Source organism: Amycolatopsis lexingtonensis, assembly GCF_014873755.1.
Classification (GTDB): domain Bacteria; phylum Actinomycetota; class Actinomycetes; order Mycobacteriales; family Pseudonocardiaceae; genus Amycolatopsis; species Amycolatopsis lexingtonensis.
The window spans coordinates 2,690,560-2,712,220 of sequence record NZ_JADBEG010000001.1 but is presented as its reverse complement, the minus strand read 5'-3'; the positions used below and the strand labels follow the sequence as shown (position 1 = coordinate 2,712,220).

The 21,661-nt window shown below is 72.8% G+C and carries 13 protein-coding genes and 1 pseudogene; 8 read left to right on the top strand and 6 right to left on the bottom strand.

The genetic code is table 11. From position 1 onward, the window contains the following. Window positions 1-78 precede the first annotated feature (78 nt). The 5 genes and pseudogenes from H4696_RS12430 to H4696_RS12410 all read left to right on the top strand — a co-directional run. On the top strand, window positions 79-2,415 hold the full coding sequence (locus H4696_RS12430; protein WP_086859382.1) for a molybdopterin cofactor-binding domain-containing protein: 2,337 nt from the start codon (window positions 79-81) through the stop codon (window positions 2,413-2,415). A gap of 10 nt (window positions 2,416-2,425) precedes the next feature. Next, window positions 2,426-2,902, top strand: coding sequence for a (2Fe-2S)-binding protein (locus tag H4696_RS12425; RefSeq protein WP_086859384.1), 477 nt, complete (start codon window positions 2,426-2,428; stop codon window positions 2,900-2,902). A gap of 146 nt (window positions 2,903-3,048) precedes the next feature. Continuing rightward, window positions 3,049-3,525 carry a DUF4231 domain-containing protein gene (locus tag H4696_RS12420; RefSeq protein WP_086859386.1) on the top strand — a complete coding sequence of 159 codons (477 nt, stop codon included), beginning with the start codon at window positions 3,049-3,051 and terminating at the stop codon, window positions 3,523-3,525. Window positions 3,526-3,724: 199 nt separating this feature from the next. Then, entirely contained in the window at window positions 3,725-5,359 is a 1,635-nt protein-coding gene (locus H4696_RS12415; RefSeq protein WP_086859389.1) for a sigma-54-dependent Fis family transcriptional regulator, read from the top strand. A gap of 43 nt (window positions 5,360-5,402) precedes the next feature. Next, a pseudogene (locus H4696_RS12410) lies at window positions 5,403-5,522 on the top strand (alcohol dehydrogenase); the annotation flags it as partial. A 1-nt stretch (window position 5,523) separates the two neighbouring features. On the opposite strand, the gene H4696_RS12405 reads toward H4696_RS12410, so the two are convergent. Then, a complete protein-coding gene (locus H4696_RS12405) occupies window positions 5,524-6,129 on the bottom strand; it encodes a TetR/AcrR family transcriptional regulator (protein WP_086859391.1) in 606 nt (201 codons plus the stop codon). Window positions 6,130-6,196: 67 nt separating this feature from the next. On the opposite strand from H4696_RS12405, the gene H4696_RS12400 reads away from it, so the two are divergent. Further along, window positions 6,197-7,642, top strand: coding sequence for a carboxylesterase/lipase family protein (locus tag H4696_RS12400; RefSeq protein WP_086859393.1), 1,446 nt, complete (start codon window positions 6,197-6,199; stop codon window positions 7,640-7,642). Between the two features lies 1 nt (window position 7,643). Here the strand turns inward: H4696_RS12400 and H4696_RS12395 are convergent, their stop codons facing one another. Together H4696_RS12395 and H4696_RS51210 are read right to left on the bottom strand one after the other, a co-directional pair. Next, on the bottom strand, window positions 7,644-9,101 hold the full coding sequence (locus H4696_RS12395; RefSeq protein WP_086859396.1) for a hypothetical protein: 1,458 nt from the start codon (window positions 9,099-9,101) through the stop codon (window positions 7,644-7,646). Between the two features lie 14 nt (window positions 9,102-9,115). Beyond that, window positions 9,116-10,570 carry a PKD domain-containing protein gene (locus H4696_RS51210; protein ID WP_086859398.1) on the bottom strand — a complete coding sequence of 485 codons (1,455 nt, stop codon included), beginning with the start codon at window positions 10,568-10,570 and terminating at the stop codon, window positions 9,116-9,118. Between the two features lie 341 nt (window positions 10,571-10,911). On the opposite strand from H4696_RS51210, the gene H4696_RS12385 reads away from it, so the two are divergent. After that, a complete protein-coding gene (locus H4696_RS12385; RefSeq protein WP_158104299.1) occupies window positions 10,912-11,049 on the top strand; it encodes a hypothetical protein in 138 nt (45 codons plus the stop codon). A gap of 188 nt (window positions 11,050-11,237) precedes the next feature. Further along, window positions 11,238-16,028 (top strand): RHS repeat-associated core domain-containing protein, encoded by a 4,791-nt coding sequence (locus tag H4696_RS12380; RefSeq protein WP_420831560.1) that lies wholly within the window; start codon window positions 11,238-11,240, stop codon window positions 16,026-16,028. Window positions 16,029-16,040: 12 nt separating this feature from the next. Here the strand turns inward: H4696_RS12380 and H4696_RS12375 are convergent, their stop codons facing one another. The 3 genes from H4696_RS12375 to H4696_RS12365 form a co-directional block, all read right to left on the bottom strand. Beyond that, window positions 16,041-19,793 carry a hypothetical protein gene (locus H4696_RS12375; RefSeq protein WP_225955661.1) on the bottom strand — a complete coding sequence of 1,251 codons (3,753 nt, stop codon included), beginning with the start codon at window positions 19,791-19,793 and terminating at the stop codon, window positions 16,041-16,043. A gap of 99 nt (window positions 19,794-19,892) precedes the next feature. Next, window positions 19,893-21,056 (bottom strand): NADH:flavin oxidoreductase, encoded by a 1,164-nt coding sequence (locus H4696_RS12370; protein WP_086862828.1) that lies wholly within the window; start codon window positions 21,054-21,056, stop codon window positions 19,893-19,895. Then, entirely contained in the window at window positions 21,053-21,646 is a 594-nt protein-coding gene (locus H4696_RS12365) for a TetR/AcrR family transcriptional regulator (RefSeq protein WP_086862829.1), read from the bottom strand. The genes H4696_RS12370 and H4696_RS12365 overlap by 4 nt, the downstream gene beginning before the upstream one ends. Window positions 21,647-21,661 lie beyond the last annotated feature (15 nt).

Here is a 21,661-nt window from a genome sequence, read left to right as displayed (position 1 = left end):
CTCCCCAGGGGGCAGGGTGATCTCCCACCACCGCCCGAACCGGTGGGTCCCTTCCCGCCACCTCGAAAGGGGAGCAGCGTGACCCTCAGCCACGACGCTCCGAACGCCGGCAACGCGCCCCGGGGCGTCTCCCGGCGCGGATTCTTCGGTTACGTCCTCGCGGCCGGCACCCTGGTCGTCGCCGCGGACCTGGGGCAGAGCTCCCCGGCCGCCGCCTCGGTGCCGTCGCTGCCGCAGCCGCCCGAGCTCTACGACCTCAACGACGCGCTCACCGACGCCGCGCTGCCGACGTCGCAGCTCATCACCGTCACGGTGCACCCCGACGGCACGGCGGCGTTCGAGCTGCCGCGGGCCGAGGTGGGCCAGGGCATCACCACGTCGACGGCGATGATCATCGCCGAAGAGCTGGACCTGCCGGTGGAGAAGGTGCGCGTCTCCCTCGCCCCGGCGCGCCCGGAGCTGCTGTTCAACCAGCTGACCGGCGGGTCCAACACGACGATCTCGACGTTCACGCCGATCCGCGTCGCCGCGGCGATCGCGAAGCAGCAGCTCCTCGAAGCGGCGGCGCTCCTGCTCGGTTCGAACATCGCCCTGCTGCAGTCCAAGGCCGGGGTGATCAGCGCGCCGGACGGCTCGACCGCGACCTACGGCGAGCTCGCCACCAAGGCCGCGGCGAGCGAGACCAAGCAGGTCACGCTCGACCCGAGCCTGCTGAAGGCCGCGTCGGAGTTCAAGGTGCTCGGCAAGCCGCGCAACCGCGTCGACGCGTACGACATCGTCACCGGCCGCAAGCAGTTCGCGATGGACCTCGACGTCCCGGGCGCGCTGCCCACGATGGTCTGCCGGCCGCCGACGCTCAACGGCCACCCGAAGGCGATCCTCAACAAGGCCGACGTGCTGGCGCTGCCCGGCGTCACCGACGTCGCGATGATCCCCACCGGCGTCGCCGTGCGCGCGGAGACGTTCGGCCAGTGCATCGACGGCGTGCGCGCGCTGCGCGTCGACTGGGGCCCCGGCAGCGTCGAAGGCCAGGACGACGAATCGGTGCTGGCGAACCTGCGCAAGGCCGAGCTGCCCCTGGCCGTGCCGAAGGTGCCGCTGCTGACCAAGACCGTCGACGCGGACTTCGAGTTCATGTTCCGCTCCAGCGCCGCGCTCGAGCCCTACGCCGCGATCGCCGACGTCCGGGCGGGCAGCGCCGAGGTCTGGGCCGGGCTGAAGTCGCCGATCGTCGCCCAGAGCGAGGTCGCGCAGGCCGTCGGCCTGCCGCAGGACAAGGTGAAGGTCAACGTCATCACCGGCGGCGGCTCGTTCGGGCACAAACTGTTCAACGACCACGCGGTCGAGGCCGCGCGGGCGTCGAAGGCGTTCGGCAAGCCGGTCCGGCTGATGTGGCACCGGGCCGACGAGCCGCGCCAAGGCAGGCTGCACCCGATGGCGACCTCGCGGGTGCGCGCGACGATCCTGGCCGGCAACGTGCTGACGTTCGAGCAGCGCCACACCTCGGTCGAGACGTCGTTCCGGCACGGCCTCGGCGAGGCGCTCACCGCGGTCGCGACGAAGCTGCCGACCGGCCTGGCCAACCTCGGCGTCGCGGAGACCATTTTCGCGCTCACCCAGGAGGCGCCGTACAACTTCGGCGTCGTCGACCAGCTCCTCACCGAGACCGACCAGCGTTTCAACACCGGCTCGATGCGCAACATCTACTCGCCGGACGTCGGCTGCGCCGCCGAGCTGGTGGTCGACATGCTGGCCAAGACGGTCGGCAAGGACCCGCTGGACTTCCGGCTGGAATTCCTCAAGAGCGACGTCGTGAAGGGCGTGCTCCGCAAGGTCGCCGAGGTCGGCGGCTGGGGACGGCAGCTGCCCGCGGGCTGCGCGCAGGGCATCGCGATCCACAAGGAGTACAAGGGCGCGAGCGCGTGCCTGGTCGAGATCGACTGCCGCCCGGAGACGGTGAACCGCAAGATCCGCGACGGCGTCGGCGGCCCCCGGGTCACGAAGGCCGTCGTCGCGATCGACATCGGGCTCGTGGTGAACCCGCGCGGGCTCGAAGCGCAGGTGATGGGCGGGTTCGCCGACGGCATGGCGCTCGCGCTCACCAGCAGCGTCCACCTCAAGGACGGGCACTTCCTGGAAGCCAGCTGGGACAACTACTTCTACACCCGCCAGTGGAACGTGCCCGCGGACTTCACCCCCATCGTCATGCCCTCGCACGGCGAACAGCCCGGCGGGGCGGGCGAGGCGGCCGTCGCGTGTTCGTTCGCGGCCGTCGCGTGCGCGTACGCCCGCGCCACCGGGAAGGTCCCGAAGCGGTTCCCGATCAACCACGACGCCCCCATCGGCTTCGAGGTCAAGACGTTCGTCCCGCCCGTGCCCGCCTCGCCGACCGACGGCCTCGACCACACCTACTGAGGAGGATCCCTTGAGCAAGCACACCTTCGTCCTCAACGGGCAGCCGGTGACCGTCGACGTCGACGACGACGTGCGCCTGCTGTGGGTGCTGCGCGACGTCCTCGGCGTGCGCGGGCCCAAGTACGGGTGCGGCATCAACGTCTGCAAGGCGTGCACGTCGCACTTCAACGGCAAGGCGTTCAACCCCTGCTCGGTCCGGGTGGCGGACGTGAAGGCCACCGACGAGGTCACCACGATCGAGGGCCTGCCGGGCACGGTGGGCGCGGACCTGCACCCGATGCAGGAGGCGTGGCTGGAGCACGACGTCGCCCAGTGCGGCTACTGCCAGCCGGGCCAGATCATGGCGGCGGTGGCCAAGGTGCGGCAGGTCCGGGCGCAGGGGCGGGAGATCACCGACAGCGATCTGGACGAGATCCGGAACGTGTGCCGGTGCGGTACCTATTCGCGGATCCGGGAGGCGATCAAGGCGGGTGCGGCGAAGATGTAGGTGCCGCGGGCCCGTGGTGACCGGCTCGTCGTGGCAGGGGCGGGTGGCCGCGGAGCCCGGCCGGGTCCGTGCGCTGGCCCGGCGGGAGCCGAGGGTGGTCGCCGGGATGGTCCGGTGAGGCCGGTTCGGGGCGCTACTGTCGCGCCATGAATTCGCGTAGTCCGGGCGCCGGGGGCGCTGTCGATCCGTGGGATGAGCCCGATCCCGCGCTGGCCGTCGCGCTGCGGGAGCTGGGGTGGTACCGGCGGAACGCCGATCGGAACCGGGTGGCGAACCGGGCCACCGAGGTCGCGTTGCTGCTCGGGTCCGCGGCCACCACGGTCGCCGCCGCGCTCGGGGCGACCGCCTGGGTCACCGCCGTGCTGGCCGCGGCCACCCTGGTCGTGACCGGGTTGCGGCGCTCCTTCGACTGGCACGAGAACTGGGTCGAGTTCATCGGCCGCTGGTCGGAGCTGCGGAGCGTCGTCCACCAGTACCGCCTGCTGCCCGAAGAGCGCCGCGGCGAGGCGGACCGGCGGGCGTTGCTCGCCGCCGTCGACGAGATCGTCGCCTCGGAGACCCAGCGGTGGGCGTCGCGGCGGCGCAAGCTCCAGGAAAGCACCGGTCAGGGCCCGTCGGCCTGACGCCGGTGTCCGGTTCCCGGACCCCGAAAGCCGCCACCACCCAGCACGCTTGATTAGCCCGATCGGGTGTTCTGAAGCCGCCGTTCGGACCAGGCCTTCCATTTCGCCACCGGGTGCAATTACTGTCCCCGCAGTCGCGACGGCGCGACGGGTTCGTCTCGTCGCCCTCGGACGCCGGCTGCGAGGAGGCGACGGGAACGTGCGGGAACAGACGTCGCTTCGCGCCGAAATCGAGCTGTCCTGGCGCCGCGCGCGCCTCGGTGGGGTCGCGCCGGACAACGCGCTCGAGCGCGCCGCGTTCCGGGCCGTCGACCGGTCCAGCCGGCTGGTCGTGGCCGCCCGGCCCGTCCTCGACGAGATGGCCGACGAGCTGCGGGGCACCCGGTTCTGCACGGTCCTCGGCGACAGCTCGGCCAACATCGTCGACCGCTGGTGCGACGACACCGCCGTCGGGCGCGCGCTCGACCGCATCGGGGCGCTGCCCGGGCGGCACTTCGCCGAAGAGTCCGCGGGCACCAACGGTCTCGGCACCCCGGTCGAGGTCGGCCGCGGCGTGGTCGTGCACGGCGGTGAGCACTACGTCGAGGCGCTCAAGGCGTTCAGCTGCTACGGCCACCCGATCTACCACCCGGTGACCCGCCGGATCGCCGGTGTCCTCGACATCACCGGCATCACCCGGGACGCCAACCCGATGCTGGCGCCGTTCCTCGTCCGCGCGGTCCGCGACATCGAGCGCCGCCTGCTGGAAGGGGCCCGGCTGTCCGAACGCCGGCTGCTGAACGCCTTCCAGACCGCCATGCGCGAGCGCCCGGGCCCGGTGCTGGTGTTCGGCGCCGACGTCGTGCTGATGAACCAGGCCGCCACCGACCTGCTCGACGCCGCCGACCACGGCGTGCTGCGGGCGCTCGCCCTCGACGGCCCGGACCGCGAGTCCTGGACCCGGCGGCTGGCGCTCGGCTCGGGCGCGGGCGTGCGGGTGCTGGCCGAGCGGATCCCCGGCACCGGCGACGGCACGCTGCTGCGACTGGAACCCGACGCGGCGGCCCCCGCCGTGGCCGTCCCCGAATTCGATCCCTTGCGGCAGCTGAGTTCCCTGCGCGGCACCGGCGGCGCGGTCCTGATCGGCGGCGAGCCGGGGACCGGGCGCACGTGGGCCGCCCACGCGGTCGCGGACGGCCGCGCGAGCACCGTCCTGGACGCCACCGACCTGCCCGTGCTCGGCGAAACCGCGTGGGCGCGCCGCCTCGACGAGGCCGCCGCGCTCGACGACGTGCTCGTGGTCGAAGAGATCCACCTGCTCCCGCCGGTGCTCCGCGCGCGGCTGGTCCGGACGCTCGCCGCGCGGGGCGACCTGCCGACTGTCCTCACCGGACCGTCCGACGCGCGGTCGGCCCCGGAGACCGCGGGGCTCGCGTCGACCTGCCGGGCCACCGTCGAACTGCCCCCGCTGCGCGAGCGCGCGGCCGAACTCCCCGCGCTGGTCAAGGAAATCGCGGCGAAACTCGGGCCAGGCTGCCGGCTGCGGTTCACCTCCAGCGCGGTCGCCGCGCTGGCCGCGCAGCCGTGGCCGGCGAACCTGCGCGAGCTGGAAACGGTGCTGCGCCAGGTGATCGGGCACCGCACGACCGGCGACGTCGTCCTCGCCGACCTGCCGCCGCAGTACCGGGCGGTGCCGAAGACGACGAACCTGGGCGGCCGCGAGCGCGCCGAGCGCGCCGCGATCGTCGAAGCGCTGCGCGGTACGGACGGCAACAAGGTGCAGGCGGCCCGCCGGCTCGGCGTCAGCCGCACGACGCTCTACAGCCGGATGCGCGCGCTCGGCGTCCCCGGCTGAAACCGTCCGGAAACCGGGCACGGGACCTCGCCGGATCGACGTCGGGCAGCTCAAGCTCGACGAGCTGGTGACCACCCGGTACCGCCTCGAGGACATCAACCAGGGGTACGGCGACCTGCGCGAGGGCCGGAACATCCGCGGGGTGCTCGTCCACGCGAGCTGACTCACCGGGTGAAGACGAGCGCGACGAAGCGTGCGATCGACCCGGCCGCCTCGGCGGGGTCGATCGCACGCCGCGCCAGGTGCAGCAAGAGGCCCTCGACGAGGGAAAGCAGGCCGCGCGCGTCGCGGTGCGCGTCGCCGGGGGAGCGGCGAGCGTCGCTCAGGCGGATGGCGGCGGCGATCGCCTCGGCGAGCCGGTCGCCGCCGGCCGACAGCCGCACCGTGAGCTCCGGGCTCCGGGCCGCCCGGGTGACCACGGTCAGCCAGGCCAGTACCTGGATCCGCCAGACGTCGTCGGGCACCGGCGCGGCGCCGGGGATCATGCTCTGCAGGACCCGGCAGACGGTCGACTCGGCGTCCCGTGGGTCGGCCAGCGTGGTGAGCTGCTCGACGAGCCGCTCGTCGAGGACTTCGAGCACGCCCCCGACCGCGTAGTCGAGGAGGTCGTCCGTCCCGGTGAAGTAGTGCTGGACCGAGCCGAGCGACAACCCCGCTTCCGCGGCGACCCGGCGCAGGCTCACCGCGTCCCACCCCTCGCGGTACGCCAGCCGCCACAGCGCGGCCGCCACCTCGTCACGCCGCTGCCGCCGATCGACGATCTTGGGCACCGCGCCTCCTTTTTGGTACAGTGACCTATATTAGCGTCGGGCCGGTCGGGTGGCCAAGGGGGAACTGGTGGATGTCGTTGTCCGCACGGAAGGTGGCGCGGTCCGAGGCGAGTCTCGAGAGGGGTGTTCGGTCTTCCGCGGCATCCCGTACGCCGCGCCCCTGGAGGGCGCCCGCCGGTTCCGGCCGCCCGCTCCGGCACGGTGCTGGTACGGCGTGCGCGACGCCCGGTCCTTCGGCTCTTCGGTGCCGCAGCCGGTGTTGTGGCACCCCGGCGACGACCCGGAGTGCCTCACCGTCAACGTGTGGACCCCCGACGTCACGCGCTCCGGCCTGCCGGTGCTGGTGTGGATCCACGGCGGCGCGTGCCTCGGCGGCACCGCCGCGACCACCGACTTCGACGGCGCGGCCTTCGCCGCCGCGGGAATCGTCCTGGTCACCCTGAACTACCGGGTGGGGTACGAAGGTTTCGGCTGGGTCGAGGACGCGCCGGCCAACCGGGGTGTGCTCGACCAGATCGCCGCACTGCGCTGGGTGCGCGACAACATCGGGGCCTTCGGCGGTGACCCGGACGCGGTGACCCTGATCGGCCAGTCCGCCGGCGCCTCGTCGATCGCCGGCCTGATCACCGCAGACGGCGCGCCGGGGCTCTTCCGCCGTGGGATAGCGCAGAGCCCGGGCAAGATCTTCGTGCCGGCCGACGAAGCCCGTGCCGTGTCGGCGATGATCACCGCACAGCTCGATGTCCGCCCGACGGCCGACGCACTGGCGGCGGTGCCGTCCGAGACGATCCACGCCGTCCAGATGGCACCGGTCGCGGTGATGGCGGGGGAGCCGGGACGGTGGACCCACCCGAACGCGCCGTACTCGCTGAGCATCGACGGCGAACTGTTCGACGCTCCGCCGTGGAGCCGCGCGGGTCAGCGCGCCTCGGGCATCGGCCGGGAACTCGTCTGCGGGTTCACCACGGACGAGGCCCGGGTGTTCACCGTGGACGCGGACCTGTCGGCCACCGACCCGGCCGACACCGCCCGCGCCTGCGGCCTGGACGCGAGCGCGGTCGGCGACTACCGGGCCGGGAACCCCGGCAGCACCGACGAGGACCTGCACGCACTGGTCCTGTCGGACGCGCTGTTCCGGATACCCGCCTTGTGGTGCGCCGAAGCCCACGCCGACGCCGGGCGGACCACCTACCTGTACGAGTTCGCCTGGCCGAGCCCGGCGCGCGACGGCGCGCTGCGCGCCTGCCACGGCCTCGACGTCCCGTTCACGTTCACCACTCCCGACGGGCCCCTCGCTGCCGGCCTGATCGGCCGGGAAGTCCCCCCGGACTTCCCGGCCCTCTCGACCGCGATGCGCGACGCCTTCGCTGCCTTCGCCGCGACCGGCGACCCGGGCTGGCCACGGTTCGACAGCACCGGGCGCGTCAGCCGGACCTGGCGGACGCCACCCGCTCAGCACCGCGACGTGCTGGCGGCGTCCCGCCGGATCTGGCGACGCCACCAGCCCGCGTGACTCAGCCGGCCCGGACCGCCGTCGTCCCCAGGAGCTCGTTGTCGGCCGGCCTGGCGTCGCCGGGGTAGGGGGCGTCGATGGTCGCCACCACCTTGAACGACGTCTTGCCCGCCGCGACGTCCGCCGCGGTGTAGGTGTAGGCGAAGGGGAACACCACCTTGCGGTCCGCCGTCGCCGGCACCCACCGCTCGGACTTCCCGACCTGCTGGTAGTAACCCTGGTCGCTCAGCCGGTACAGCGTGACCGTGACCGTCTCGTCGTAGCGGGTGTTCGCCACCGACACCTTGATCTGCTTGGTCTCGTCCACCCGTGCCCGGGCCGGCACGACGAATTCCGACAGCGCGACGTCGTGCGTCTCGACCTTCAGCGTGGTGGCGGCGGTTCCGGTGCGGCCGTCGGCGGTCGAGCCGGTCACCTCGACCCGGTAGTCGCCGTCGGCGGCGTACCGGTGCGTGATGGGCGCGCCGGTGATCGGGGCCGAGGCGCCGTCACCGAAGCGCACCTCGCCGCTGACGAAGTCACGGCGGAGGCTGTCGCCCGAGTACGGGGTGAGGGTGACCTCGTCGTACACCGTCGGGGTGTCGGGGTACGCGCCGATCCACGGCGACAGCGGCGGGGCTGCCTCGAGCTCGATGTCGTACAACGACGCCGCGTCGGCGTCATCGGCGACCCGGATCTGGTAGGTCTCCCCGGCGACGCCGGCGAACACCGCGGGGCGGCGGTCGCCGGAGGCCACGCAGTCCACTTCGGACAGTGCGGCCGGCGACGCGCCCCGGTACACCGTGATGCCCGGGCCCCACTCGGCCAGCGCCTGCACGCTGACCGACCGGGTGCGGTCCGGCGTGAACCGGAACCACACGGACCGTTCGGCGGCCGGATCGCAGCTCGCCCGGACCTCGCCGGGCTCGCCCGAGGCCACGGTCAGGTCGCCGGCGTACCGCCCGGGCACCGCGACCGTTACGCCGTCCGCGAAGTCGTCGTTCGGCGCCGGCGGCACCACGCCGAACCGCACGGTGAGGTCGCCCTGGTTGAACTGCTGGGCGAGCAGGACGTGGTAGGTCGTCCCGGCGGTGGCGTGGAACGTCGCCGACCCGGGACTGCCCCACGTCGCGCAGGCGCCTGGCACCGGCGTCAGCGCGCCGCGGTCACCGGTGTAGACCGCGACGAACGGCCGGGCGGCGGTGCCGGAAGCCGGCGTCACGCGGACGAGCGCGTCCGCGGTGGCGGTGTAGTCGTACCAGACGCTCCAGGTGATGGCGGTCCCGCACGGCTCCGGGTCGTCGGGCGCCTTCGTTGCCTCGCCGGACTCCTGGGACGCCGTGAACGGCAGCGCGGTGACGGCGGTGGCGGCGCCGAAGTCGTCGTTGGACGGCGCGGCCGCGTTGGCGACGCCGGGCGCGAGCAGCGCGGCGGTGACGGCCGCGAGGCCCGCGATGAAGGGACGGATGGCCGGTCTCATGATGTTCCCCCTGGTCAGACGGCGGCGATGCGCGTGGCGGGCGGGGTGACGGTGGTGGCGACGGAGATCGCCACGTTGTCCGCCCGGTAGGCGTCTTCCGTCGGGTACTGCAGCTGGGCCTCCGCGCGGAACGCGACCTTGCCGGACAGCGCGTCCTCGGGGCCGAAGGTGTAGGAGAACGGGAACCGGACCTTGCCGGTGGCCCGCGCGGGCACCTGCAGCGTCAGCCGGCCGACGTCGGTCCAGGAGTCCCCGGACCGCTTCGACAGCAAGACGGTGACCGTCTCGGCGTACCGCGTGTTGGTCACGTCCACCGAGACCGGCTTGCTATCCCCCTGCCGCGCGGAGGTGGGGACGACGAACTTGGCGATCCCGACGTCGTGCGTGGTCACGGTGATCGGGACGTCGACGGTCGCGGTGCGCCCGTCGGGCGACGTCGCGTGGAGCGCCGCCGGGTAGACGCCGTCGGCCGCGTAGCGGTGGTAGGTGGTCTCGGTGCCGACCGGGGCGGTCTTGCCGTCGCCGAAGTCCCAGGTCCCGCCCAGCGGCCGGTCGATCGAGTTCCACGTCGAGGCCGAGAAACCGACGTTGTCGAACACCGTCGCGGACCTCGGTGACACGTAGACGTCCGGCTCCAGCGGCGGTGCCTCGGCCAGCTCCAGCTCGAACGGGCCGTAGCTCTGGTGCGCCCCGGTGAAGCGGACGACGTAGCCGGTGCCGGCCGCCGCCCGGAACGCGACCGGGTTCGAGGAGCTCCGGTCGCACGCGACCTGCGTCAGCGCCGTCAGCGAGTTCCCGGCGTAGACGGTGGCGGCGGCGTAGGTCCCCTGGGCCTGCACGGTGAGCGAACGCGCCGCGTCGGCGGCCGGCACGGAGTACCAGACCGAGGGCTGGGCCTCATCGTCCACGCAGGTCGAGTCCGGCTCCCCGGCTTCGGCGGAGGCGACCGAAAGGTCCGGCTGCCGCGTGAACGGCAGGGCGGTCACGGTCTCGGCGGCGGCGAAGGCGTCGTTGGCCGCGGGCGCGACCGTGCCGAGCGAGAACGACAGCGCGCCACCCGCGGTTTCGATGCCGGCGACCTGGAAGGAGTAGGTCGTGCCCGCCGTGGCCCGGAACGTGATGGTGGCGTCCGTCCCGTAAGCGCAGGCGTCGGCCACGGGCTGCAGGTGCCCGCGCGTCCCGGTGGTCGCGGACAGGATCGTCCGGTGGTCACTGCCTGCCGTCGTGGCGCGGAGCAGGCCGTCCTCGGTGGCGGTGTACCGGAACCAGACCGTCCCGGAAGCGGCGGACCCCTCGCACCAGGCCGGGTCGTCGGCCGCCTCGGTGGCCGCGCTGGTGTCCTCCTGCGCGGCGAACGGCAGCGCGGTGACGACGGCCGAGTCGTCGAAGTCGTCGTTGCCCGGCGGCGCCGCGGCCTGCGCGACACCCGTCCCGACGGCGGCCAGCGCCGCGGTCAGCACGGCGACCACGGCCGTCCGGCTTCTCGAACGCGATGAAAACAGCACGAATCGTTCCCCCTCGTGAACTTCCCCGCCCCCATGACGAAGATCCCTGCCGGACGTATCGGCGGTCCGCCGTCCGGTGTGACCGGGTCGGGGGTGAATTACGCCGGATGCCGCAACGGGCGGACACCGGCTGACAAAACCGGACAGCCGCGTTCAAGACGAATGCGACCGGAGAAGCCTGGTCATTGCTACGCTGGCGGGGCGACAGGACTTCTCCCCGTCAGCTCTCGGGCACCGGCTCGAGAGCCCCGGGGAAACCCGGGGTAGCCGGCCCGCGCGAGCGGGCCAGAACCACGGAGAAGTCCATGGCGCATCGGAAGTTCCACCGGGAGAAGAAGACGACGAGGTTGCGCGTCGCGGCAGCCATCAGTCCGTTCGTCATCGCCCTCACGCTGGTCGAGCAGGTCGTCAACCTGATCAACCAGCTGAAGGATCTCTGGTGACGGGCCCTGACGACCCCCATGTCGGGCCCGGAGTACTTCGGTGTGCCCTCGCTCCAGGTGGCCACGGGCACACTTTCGGGTGCGTCCGGGCACCAGGCACCTCTCTTCCGTGCGCGCCCGGAAGGCCATCCGCGGTTCCGTGCTTATATGGAGTGATTCCAGGCTGTTCCACGGGGAGGTAGGGCGCCATCAGCAACCCGCTGGTCGCTGAGACCAAGGACTCGACCAAGGCGTATTCGGGCATCTCGCTGCTGGAATCGGCGAACGACCTGAAATCCGCGATCGAATCAGGCGACTGGGCCTCCGTCGCGATGGGCGCGGTCGGCACCGCCCTCGACGCCCTGTCGATGGCGATGGACCCGTTCGGGGCGATCCTCGCCGCCGGGGTGGGGTGGCTGATGGAACACGTCGGCCCGCTCAAAGAAGCCCTCAACGGGTTGACCGGGAACGCCGATGAGATCGCCGCCCAGTCCGAGACGTGGAAGAACGTCGCGACCGAGCTGGGCAGCATCGGCGAGGACCTGACCGGGATGGTGAAAGCCGACACTGTCTCCTGGACCGGTCCCGCCGCTGATACTTACCGTCAGCGGGCGCAGGACACCGTCACCCTGCTGGAGACCGCGCAGAAAGGCTGCGAAGGTGCGTCCAGTGGGGTGAAGACCGCCGGTGAGGTGGTGGCGGCGGTGCGGGCGCTGGTGCGGGACATCATCGCGGAGCTGATCGGGCATTTGATCAGCTGGGCGTTGCAGGTGGTGTTCACCCTCGGCATCGGCCTCACGTGGGTGGTGCCGCAGGTCATCAACGCCGTCGCCAAAACCGCGTCGAAGATCGCTGACCTGGTCAAACGGCTCGTCACCGCCCTCAAAGCACTCGTGCCGCTGCTGAAGCGGGCCGGGGACCTGTTCTCGGATGCGGCGAAGGCGTTGAAGAACATCAAGCCGGGCAAGGCCGCGCCCCCGCCGAAGCACGCCGACATCAACGGCAACCCCAAGGGGATCGACGGCACCCACACCTCCGGCGCCAAGGGCCCGGACACCCCGCCGAAATCCGACCCGCCGCCGGCGTCGAAGGGGCCCGACGACGCCCCCAAGAGCCCGGAACCGCCGCCGACCGCCACCCGTGGCGGTCCCGACGGGAACTCCACCACGCCGTCGGGCACGCCGAAGGGCAAGCCCAAGGACGGGCCGGATCCGGCGAAGACCAAGGAACCGGACGAAAAGGTCTGCGAGTTCGACCCGATCGACGTCGCGACCGGCGACGTGCTGTTCACCGAGGTCGACCTGGTGGTGCCCGGCGCGCTCGGCGAGCTGATCACCCGCAACCACGTGTCGTCCTACCGGGACGGCCGCTGGTTCGGCCCGTCCTGGACCGCGCTGCCCGACGAACGGCTGACCCTCGACGCCGGCCTGGTGCGCTACCACTCGGCCGACGCGATGGTGCTGACCTTCCCGCTGCCCGCACCGGGCGCCACCACGAGTTCCCAGCACGGGCCGCTTCGCCTGCTGCACGCCGACGGCGACGACTACGTGGTCACCGATCCCGGCCGCGGGCAGGCCCGGCGTTTCGCGCCCGCCGGCGACAGTGAGCTGCTGCTGCGCGAAGTCCGCACCGAGGAAGGCGAGTTCCTCGAACTCGACCGCGACCCCGCCGGCGCGCCCCTGCTGCTGACCCACTCCGCGGGCGCGCGGATCGCGTTCGAGACCGCGGGCGGCCGGGTCCGGGCCGTGCGGGCCGTCTCGCCCGGTGGGGACGTGCCGGTCGCGCGCTACGACTACGACGCGCACGGGCACCTCGCCGTGCGCACCAACTCCACGCCCCGGCCCGCGCGCTACGACCACGACGCCGAGGGCAGGCTCACCGGCTGGACCGACCACAACGGCGCCTGGTACCGGTACGTCTACGACGACGCCGGCCGCTGCGTCCGGACCGTCGGCGACCAGGGCTACCTCGACGGGTCCCTCGCCTACGCCGAAGGCCGCACGACGACCACCGACTCGCTCGGGCACCGGAAGGTCTTCGAGTTCGACGCGGCGGGCAACGTGGTGGCCGAGACCGACAAGCTCGGCGGCGTCACGCGCAGCGAATGGGGCCCGCACAACCGGCTGCTGGCCCGCACCGACCCGCTCGGCAGGCGCACGGAGTTCGAGCACGACGCCGCCGGGATCCTGCGCGCGGTGCTGCGCCCGGACGGCACCCGAGTGGTGCTGATCGAGCGCACGGAAACGGCCCTCGAAATCGAGGTCACGGCCGCCGGGAGAGTGTTCCGCCGCCGCTACCCGGCCACGGCCCTGCCCGATCCCTACACCGATCCGCTGGGCGTGGCCGAAGACCAGGACGACGAGCAGCCGCCGACCGCCGGGCAGCCGTGGGCGCCCGGTGCCCCGGCCGAGCCCGACCTGTTCGGCCGGCCGCGCACGGTGCGCGACGGCGGTGGCCGCGCCGCGCTGACCTGGACGGTCGAGGGCGACCTGCGGGCCGTCGTGGCCGCCGACGGTGCCCGGCAGCTGTGGACCTACGACGGCGAGGGCGGGGAGACGTCGCACACCGACGCGCTCGGCCGCGTCACCGTCACCGAACGCGGGCCGTTCGACCTGGTCGTCGCCACGACCGACCCGTCGGGCGCGCGCACGACCCGCCGTTACGACACCGAGCTGCGGCTCCTCGCCGTGGCCGACCCGGCCGGGCGGACCTGGGAGTACACCTACGACGCCGAGGGCAGGCTGCTCACACAATCCGACTTCGACGGCCGGGTCACCCGCTGCGCCTACGACGCCGCCGGGCAGCTGGTCCGCATGGAGAACGCCGCCGGCGAGGTCGTCGAGTACCGCTACGACCCGCTCGGCAACCTGACCGAGCGCGTCACCGCCGCGGGCACCGAGACCTACCGCTACGACCCGGTCGGCCGGCTCGTGCACGCCGCCGGCCCGGGCGGGGCGGTCGAGCTGGCCCACGACGCCGAGGGCCGGGTCGTCCGGCAGACCACCGGCGGCCGCACCACGACCTTCGGCTACGACAGCGAAACCGCGACCCGGCGGCGCACTCCGTCCGGAGTGGACGTCCACTGGCGACGGACGGAAGGCATGGACCTGCTGGACGTCGCGGGCGCGAGCCTGGTGCTGCAGCGCGACGAGGCGGGCCGCACGGTGGCCGTCGCCTTCGGGGCGAACCCGTTGGTGCAGCAGGAGTTCGACGCCGCGGGCCGGCTCGCGGCGCAGCGGACGCCCGCCGGGACCCGGCGCTATCACCGGCGTCCGGACGGCAGCGTCGTGGCGCGCGAAGACCCGGAAGGCGCGGTGCGGCACGAGTTCGACGCGAGCGGCCGGATCACGGCGGTGCTGCGGCCCGGCACGGCCGAGCACTACGCCTACGACGTCCTCGGCCACCTCGTGTCCTCGTCCCCGGGGACCGGGCCCGAAGCCGGGCCGCGCCGCTACACCGGCGGTGTGCTGGAGGCGGCCGGCGCGGTGCACTACGTCCACGACGCGCAGGGCCGGCTGGTGCGGCGGACCATCGGGGACCTGACCTGGACGTTCGCCTGGGACGCGCAGGACCACCTGACGGCGGTGCGCACCCCCGACGGCGCCGAGTGGCGCTACCACTACGACGCGCTGGACCGCCGGATCGCGAAGCAGCGCCTCGACGCGGCGGGCGCGGTCGCCGAGCAGGTCGAGTTCACCTGGGACGGCAACGCACTGGTCGAAGCCCGGCACACGCTGGGCGGCGCGCCGGTCGAGACGTGGACGTGGGTGCACCACCCCGACGACGGCCGTCCGGTGGCGCAGGCGGTCACCACCCCGGACGGCCGCACGCGGCTGGCCGCGCTGGTCACCGACGACATCGGCACGCCGGTGGACCTGGTGGGCGTGGACGGGGTGGTCCGGGCCGTGCGCACGAGCCTGTGGGGCCTGTCCGGCGCGGGCGCGACCGAGACCCCGCTGCGGTTCCCCGGTCAGTACCTCGACCGGGAAACCGGGTTGCACTACAACGTCTTCCGCTACTACGACCCGGCCAACGCCCGCTATATCTCGCCCGACCCGCTCGGCCTCGCGCCGGCGCCGAACCCGCTGACCTACGTCGGCGACCCGCTGATGGCGGCCGACCCGCTCGGCCTGACTTCCGGCGGCTTCGGCTCGGATCCGGGTGACCAGCGCCGGTTCTCCGGCCGCACGACGGCGGGCAAGTGCTCGAAGGCGGCCACCCAGGCGGCGGCGCCGTACCCGAAGACCAAGCCGAAGAAGGGCAGCGGCTCCGGCGGGACGTCGTCGAACCAGCCGAGCGGTCCCTCGAAGCCGTGGGGCAGCAAGGACCCGGTCAGCGGCCGCACGACTTCGCAGGGCGGTGGCACGACGTCCGGGACGCAGACCCTCGACGGGTCGCCGCGCCCCGGCGGCTCGAAGCCGCAGCCGGGCGAACTCACCGACGTCAAGGACCTGGAGAACACCAAGCACTCCAGCTACAGCCCGGAGCTGCAGAACGAGCTGAACAAGGTCAACGGCTACAACCCGGACGGCAAGAACCGCTGGATCCGCGGCCACCTGCAGAACGACAACCTCGGTGGCCCGGGCCTGTCGGACAACATGACGCCGCTGACGTCGACGGCGAACAAGAACATGTCCGGCTCGTTCGAGGGCCCGCTGAAGAACGCCAACACCCGCCTCGACCAGCTGAAGTCCAAGCTCCCGTCGGACAACGACCTCAAGCGGGCCGGCTTCAGCCCCAGCGAGTACAACAAGGTCCGCGACGACATCAAGAACCTGCACGTGGAGTACTCGGTCAACGCGAGCCCGAACGTCAAGTTCCCGAACTCGCCCAACCCGTTCGAGCGGTCCATCCGCGACCACCTGGAGCTGAACGCGGAGTACAAGGGGCTCACGCCGGAGGTGCAGAAGTACATCGGCTTCGCCAAGGAGAAGAACTTCCTGCCGCAGTTCCCGCCGAAGGGCACCAAGATGGACACCCTCACGGGCGACTTCAGCTGACGCCGCTGCCGGTCACGGCCGCCGCGTCGTCAGGGAAAGGTCGAACTCCGAGGCGGCGTAACCGGCGTACCGGTCGGCGGGCCGCTGCGCGGCGGGCATCGCGCGCAGCTGCTCGTCGGTGTAGCCGGTGAGATCGGGCTTCTCGACCTGGGCCTTGACGTAGAAGTAGCGCAGCTTGCCTTCGTCGAGCTGCTTCTGCATCAGGTGTGCGTGGGCGGCCTCGGGTTCGCCGCGTTCGATCATCTTGGCGATGACGTTCCGGACGTATTCGGGGTGCCCCTGCTGGTAGCCGCCGTTGGCGTTGTAGCCGGCCGACGGGCCCTTCGCCTCGACGATCACGTAGTTGCCGTCGGGGTCCTGGTAGACCCGGTCGAAGTGGTGGGCGCCCCGGTCGGGCACGTCCACCGGCCGCAGCGGCCGGTCGGCGAACTCGGCCCGCCCGAGCCCGTCGCCGACGGCGTGGTCGGCGGCCAGCTCGCCCAGCTTGTTGTTCCAGTGGTTGCTCTGCACGTCGTTGAAGCCGGCCTGGTCGAACTCGTCGAGCGGCGTCTCGAACCGGCTGTCCGGCAGGGGAGTCCCGCGCACCGAGTGGTTGGCTTCGTCCAAATAGGACCAGATGTGCGGCCGCCCGGCGGCGAGGATGTCGGCGTCTTCCAGGAGTTCGGGCGGCGCGGTGTCGCGACCCCCGGTCCGCCGGCTGCCGTCGATGAACTCGGACCGGACGTTGTTGCCGGCGTTGGCGGGCTGGTGGATCTCGTAGTCGCCGTTTTCGTTGCGGCGCAGCACCGGCAGCTCGACGCCTTCGTGCTCGGCGTTGGTCCGCCGGCGGCTGATGACCTGGTCGTCGCCCTCGATCTGCCGCCAGTACTTGCGGAGCAGTTCCTTGGCTTCGTCGTCGTGCTTGTTGAGTTTTTCGAGGAGTTCTTCGTGGACCTTCTTCTTGTGCGCGTCGTCACCCCGGGCTCGCGCGGTGTCGGCGTCGGCGTCGTGGCTGCCGGGCGCGAACCCGTCGTCGCCGTGGCGGTGGGTGGTGCCGTCGGGGTGGTGGGTGTTCCATTCGCCGTCGGGTGGGATGCGGGGTCGCATGCGGCCGTCGGGTCCGATTTCGTAGTCGGAGGAGAAGACGCGGCCGTGGGAGTCGGTCCAGGCGGGTCGGGTGGGGGCGAGGACTTCGGTGTCGAGTTCGCGGGAGAGGCGGTGGGCGAAGTCGTTGGAGGAGGCGTCGCAGCCGATGAGGCGGATGGGGCGGCCGTCGTAGTCGGTGTTGCGGCGGAGGATGTCGGCGAATTGTTCGGGGGTGTAGAGGCGGTCGCCGATGCGTGCGTGTCCGTCGGGGGTGACGTGGACGTCGACGGTGTAGCGGCCATCGGGGTCGGGTTGGACGCGGTGGGGGAGGTCGCCGAGGTCGGGATCGCCGGCGTGGTAGGAGGTGCCGGCGGGGGTGTGTTCGGCGTGTCGGGTGTTGATTTCGTCGGGGGTGAGGGGCTCGTTGTGGTGCGGGGTACCGGTGTCAGGGTCGTCGGCGCCGTGGTGGCCGGGGCTGTTGTCGTGGGGGCCGTGGCCGTTGCTGTCGGGGCTGTGGGTGCCGGGTGCGTGGCCGTCGGCACCGGGCCGGGCACCGGGCGCGTGGGTGCCGGGCCGGGTGGGTGAGGTGTTGGCGCCGGGCCGAGCACCGGGAGTGTGGGTGTCGGGGCGGTAGCCGCGGGCGGCCGGGGCGGGTGCCTCCGGGGTGCGGGGACGGCTCGGCGGGAGGTCGTTGCCGGTGCGGGGACGTCCGGGTGCGTCGGGGGTGTGCGCGCCGGGGCTGCCGGGGGTGCCGGTCCAGCCCCCGCCGCTGGTGCGCGGGGTGCCGCCACCGCCGAGCCCACCGCCGCCGGCGGCGGGTGCGCCGCCGGGCGGCATCCCACCGGCCATCGGCGCGCCGCCCTGCGGCGGGACACCGGGGCTGTCGGCGCCGCGGGGGGCGGGGACGGGATCGCTGGTGCGGGGTGCGGTGGGGGCGGTGCCGCTGGCGGAGGTGGTCCCGTCGGGCCGGGCAGGTGCGACGCTGCTGGGGCTATCGGTGCCGGTGTGCCCGTCCGGCGCCGAGCGGGCGGGGCTGGGGTCGCCGCCGCGGGCCGGCGACGGGCTGCTGTCCCCGGCGTGGGAGGGCTCGCTGCGGGTGGGCGACGGGCTCGAATCACTGGCGTGGGAAGGCTCGCTGCTGCGAGTCGGCGAGGGGCTGGCGTCGCTCGCCCGCGCGGGGGTGTTGTCGCTGGCGTGCGAGGGCGTGCTGTCGCTGCCCCGGGCAGGCGACGGGCCCGAATCGCCGACATGGGACGGCTCGCTGCCCCGGGTGGGCGACGGACTGCTGTCCCCGGCACGGGACGGCTCGCTGCTGCGAGTCGGCGACGGGCTGCTGTCGCTCGCCCGCGACGGCGCGCTGTCCGCGGCATGCGACGGGCCGTTGTCCCCCGCACGCGAGGGGCTGCTGTCTCCGGAGTGGGAGGGCTCGCCGCCCCGGGCGGGCGAGGGGCTGGAATCGTCTGAGTGGGAGGGTGATCGAGTCGGTGAACTGCCCTCACCCGCCCGCGACGGTGTGCTGTCCCCGGCGTGCGACGGGCTCGAATCCCCGCCCCGGCCCGGCGCACCCTCCTCCGTGCGCGTCGCCGACGGGCTGCCGTCCGGCTCCCCACCGTGCGCCGCCGGGGAATCGTCCCCGGCGCGCGAAGAAGAACCGTCCTGGCCGGAGCCGCGGCGGGACCCCGCCTCCGGTGAGGACTCGGTGTTCATCGGGTCGGAACTCGGCGAATCCCCGTCCGGATGCCCGGACTCGTCCCCACCGGAGGACCCGTCGCCGGAGTGCGACCCCTCCCCATCCGGGGAGTCGCCGTGGGCCCGGGCATGAACCCCGCCACCTTCACCCTTGGGGATCTTGTGGACGAAGCCGCCTTCCTTGACCTTCAGCCCGTCCAGGCCGGAGACCTTCCCCAGGACCTTCCCGAACACCTTCGCGATCTTCTCGAAGACGTCGACCAGCTTCGACAGCAGCGGCGACACTTTCCGGATGGTGTCGGTGAGCTTCTTGAGCAGCTCCCCGATCTTCTTCCCCCACTTGGCGATCGCCGCCGACGCCTGCGCGACCACCACCGGGGTGCCGAACCCGAGGGAGAAGACCTCCTCCATCACCCACGCGATCAGTTTCCCGACCAGGTCGGCGATCAGCTGCCGGACCGTTTCGCGGACGAACGACACGACCTGGCCCATGATCATCGTGACCGTGCTGATCGCCCCGGCCACCGTCGCCGCCCCCGACAGCGCCTCCGAATGCTCCGCGGCGAACTTCCGGTAGGCGTCCGCGCCCGCGCCGGTCCAGCCGGTGGTGCCGTTCTTGACCGCGTTGTCGAAATCGGTTTTGCGTTCGCCCAATGCCTTGGAGACGTTGCCCCAGGTGTCGGCGTAGGACTGGATGACCGGCGGGTTGCCGGCGACGGAGTCGAGCATGTCCTTCAACGGCTGCACGTGTTCCATCAGGAACGACGCGACCGACGACATCAGGTACCCGAACGGGTCGATCGCGGCGCCGGCGATTTCTCCGGCGAGGGAGAGCATGCCGAGGCCGCCGGAGACCCAGTCGCCGTCTTTGATGCCGTTGAAGGCGTCCATGGAGGATTCGGCGATGCCGATGCCGCCGGCCCAGCCGTAGTCGCCGTTGCCGGCGGTGAACGCGCCCGGGCCGTCCGGGTCCTGCTTCGAGTCCGCGACGAGCGGATTCCCCTCCGGCATCAGCACACTCCCTTGACGGCCTTCATACTGACGCGCCCCGGGAAGCCCCGGTTCCGGGACACCGCGAATTGCGCCGATCGGCCCAAGGGGCACCGACGGTCAGGCCAGGACGCAGTGCGTGCCGCCGTAGATCGTGGGCATGCAGCGGTTGCAGTGGATGCACAACGAGCGGGTGCTCGCGTCCGCCTGCATGCGGGCGACCAGGCCGGGTTCCCGCAGCAGGGCGCGGGCCATGGCCACGAAGGCGAAGCCCTCCGCCATCGCGAGGTTCATCGTCTCCACCGTCGTGATCCCGCCGAGCAGGATCAGCGGCAGGCGCAGCGCCGCGCGGAACTGGCGGGCGCGGTCGAGCAGGTAGGCCTCGCGGAACGGGTACTCACGCAGGAAGAACCGGCCGCCGACGCGCAGTCCGAGGCGGGCCGGCTGCGGAAACCTTGCCGCGAACTCCCGCACCGGCGCGTCGCCGGTGAACAGGTACATCGGGTTGAGCAGCGAACTGCCCGCGGTGAGCTCCAGCGCGTCGACGCTGCCGTCCGCCTCCAGCCACCGCGCGACTTCGATGCTTTCGTCCAGCCAGAAGCCGCCGGGGACGCCGTCGTCCATGTTCAGCTTGGCGGTGATCGCGATCCGGTCGCCGACCGCGTCGCGCACCGCGCGGGCGATCGCGCGCGCCAGGCGGGCCCGGTTGGCGAGGCTGCCGCCGAAGGCGTCGGTGCGGTGGTTGAGCCGGGGGCTGAGGAACGCGCTGACGAGGTAGTTGTGTCCGAAGTGGATTTCCACGGCGTCGAAGCCGGCTTCGTCGGCCGTGCGGGCCGCGCTCGCGTGGGCTTCGACGATCCGATCCAGGTCCGCGGCGGTGGCCGCGCGCGTCGGCCGCATCCCGAGCGGGCTGAACCGGCGGGTCGGGGACAGCGCGGGCAGCCGGTTCGACGCCGCGTTCGCCACCGGCCCGGCGTGCCCGATCTGCGCGCACGCCGCCGCGCCTTCGGCGTGGATCGCGGCGGTGAACCGGCGCAGCCCGGGCACCGCGCCGGGGCGCATCCAGATCTGGTGGCGGTCCGTGCGGCCCTCGGGCGACACCGCGCAGTACGCCAGCGTCGTCATGCCGACGCCGCCGCGCGCGGGACGGCGGTGGTACTCGATCAGCTCGTCGGTGACCAGCGCGTCCGGCGTCCGGCCTTCGAAGGTGGCGGCCTTGATCACGCGGTTGCGCAGCTCGACCGGGCCGAGCCGCGCCGGGGCGAACACGTCGGGCGGCGTCACGGCGCGTCCAGCCCGGCCGTGACGAACGAGCGCACGGCGTCGAGCGGCAGCCGCGGCTCGGGGGGCGCGGGCGCGGCCGGGTGGCCGAACACCTGCAGCAGCAGCTGGAAGGCCAGGACCCAGCGGGTGGTCGCCTGCTCGCCGGTCAGGTCCGGCCGGGCGGCGCGCAGCAGCCCGACCCACGGATCCAGGCTGAACCACGGGGACTGCCAGTGCATCCGCTGCCCGGAGAGCAGCACGCGGGCGAGCAGGTGCAGCCGGAGGCGCCCGACCGGATCGGCGGCCAGCCCGGCCAGCGGCGCCAGGACGGCGTCGGCCAGGTCCGCCGCGGCCGGCACCCAGCCCTGGCTCCGCCGCTGCTCGAGGTCGTCGAGCAGGCCGCGCCACACGGGGGCCAGCCGGTCCTCCAGCATCGCCGCGACCAGCGCTTCCTTCGAGCCGAAGTGGTAGTGCACGGCGGCCGGGTTGAGTCCGGCCGCCGTGCAGATCGCCCGCACGGACACGCTGTCGTAGTCGCCCGCCAGCAGCAGCCGTTCCGCCGCGGCCAGCAGCCGGTCCGGTGTCGAGTCCACGGTCGTCTTTCCCGCCATCCGACGAGTAGACCA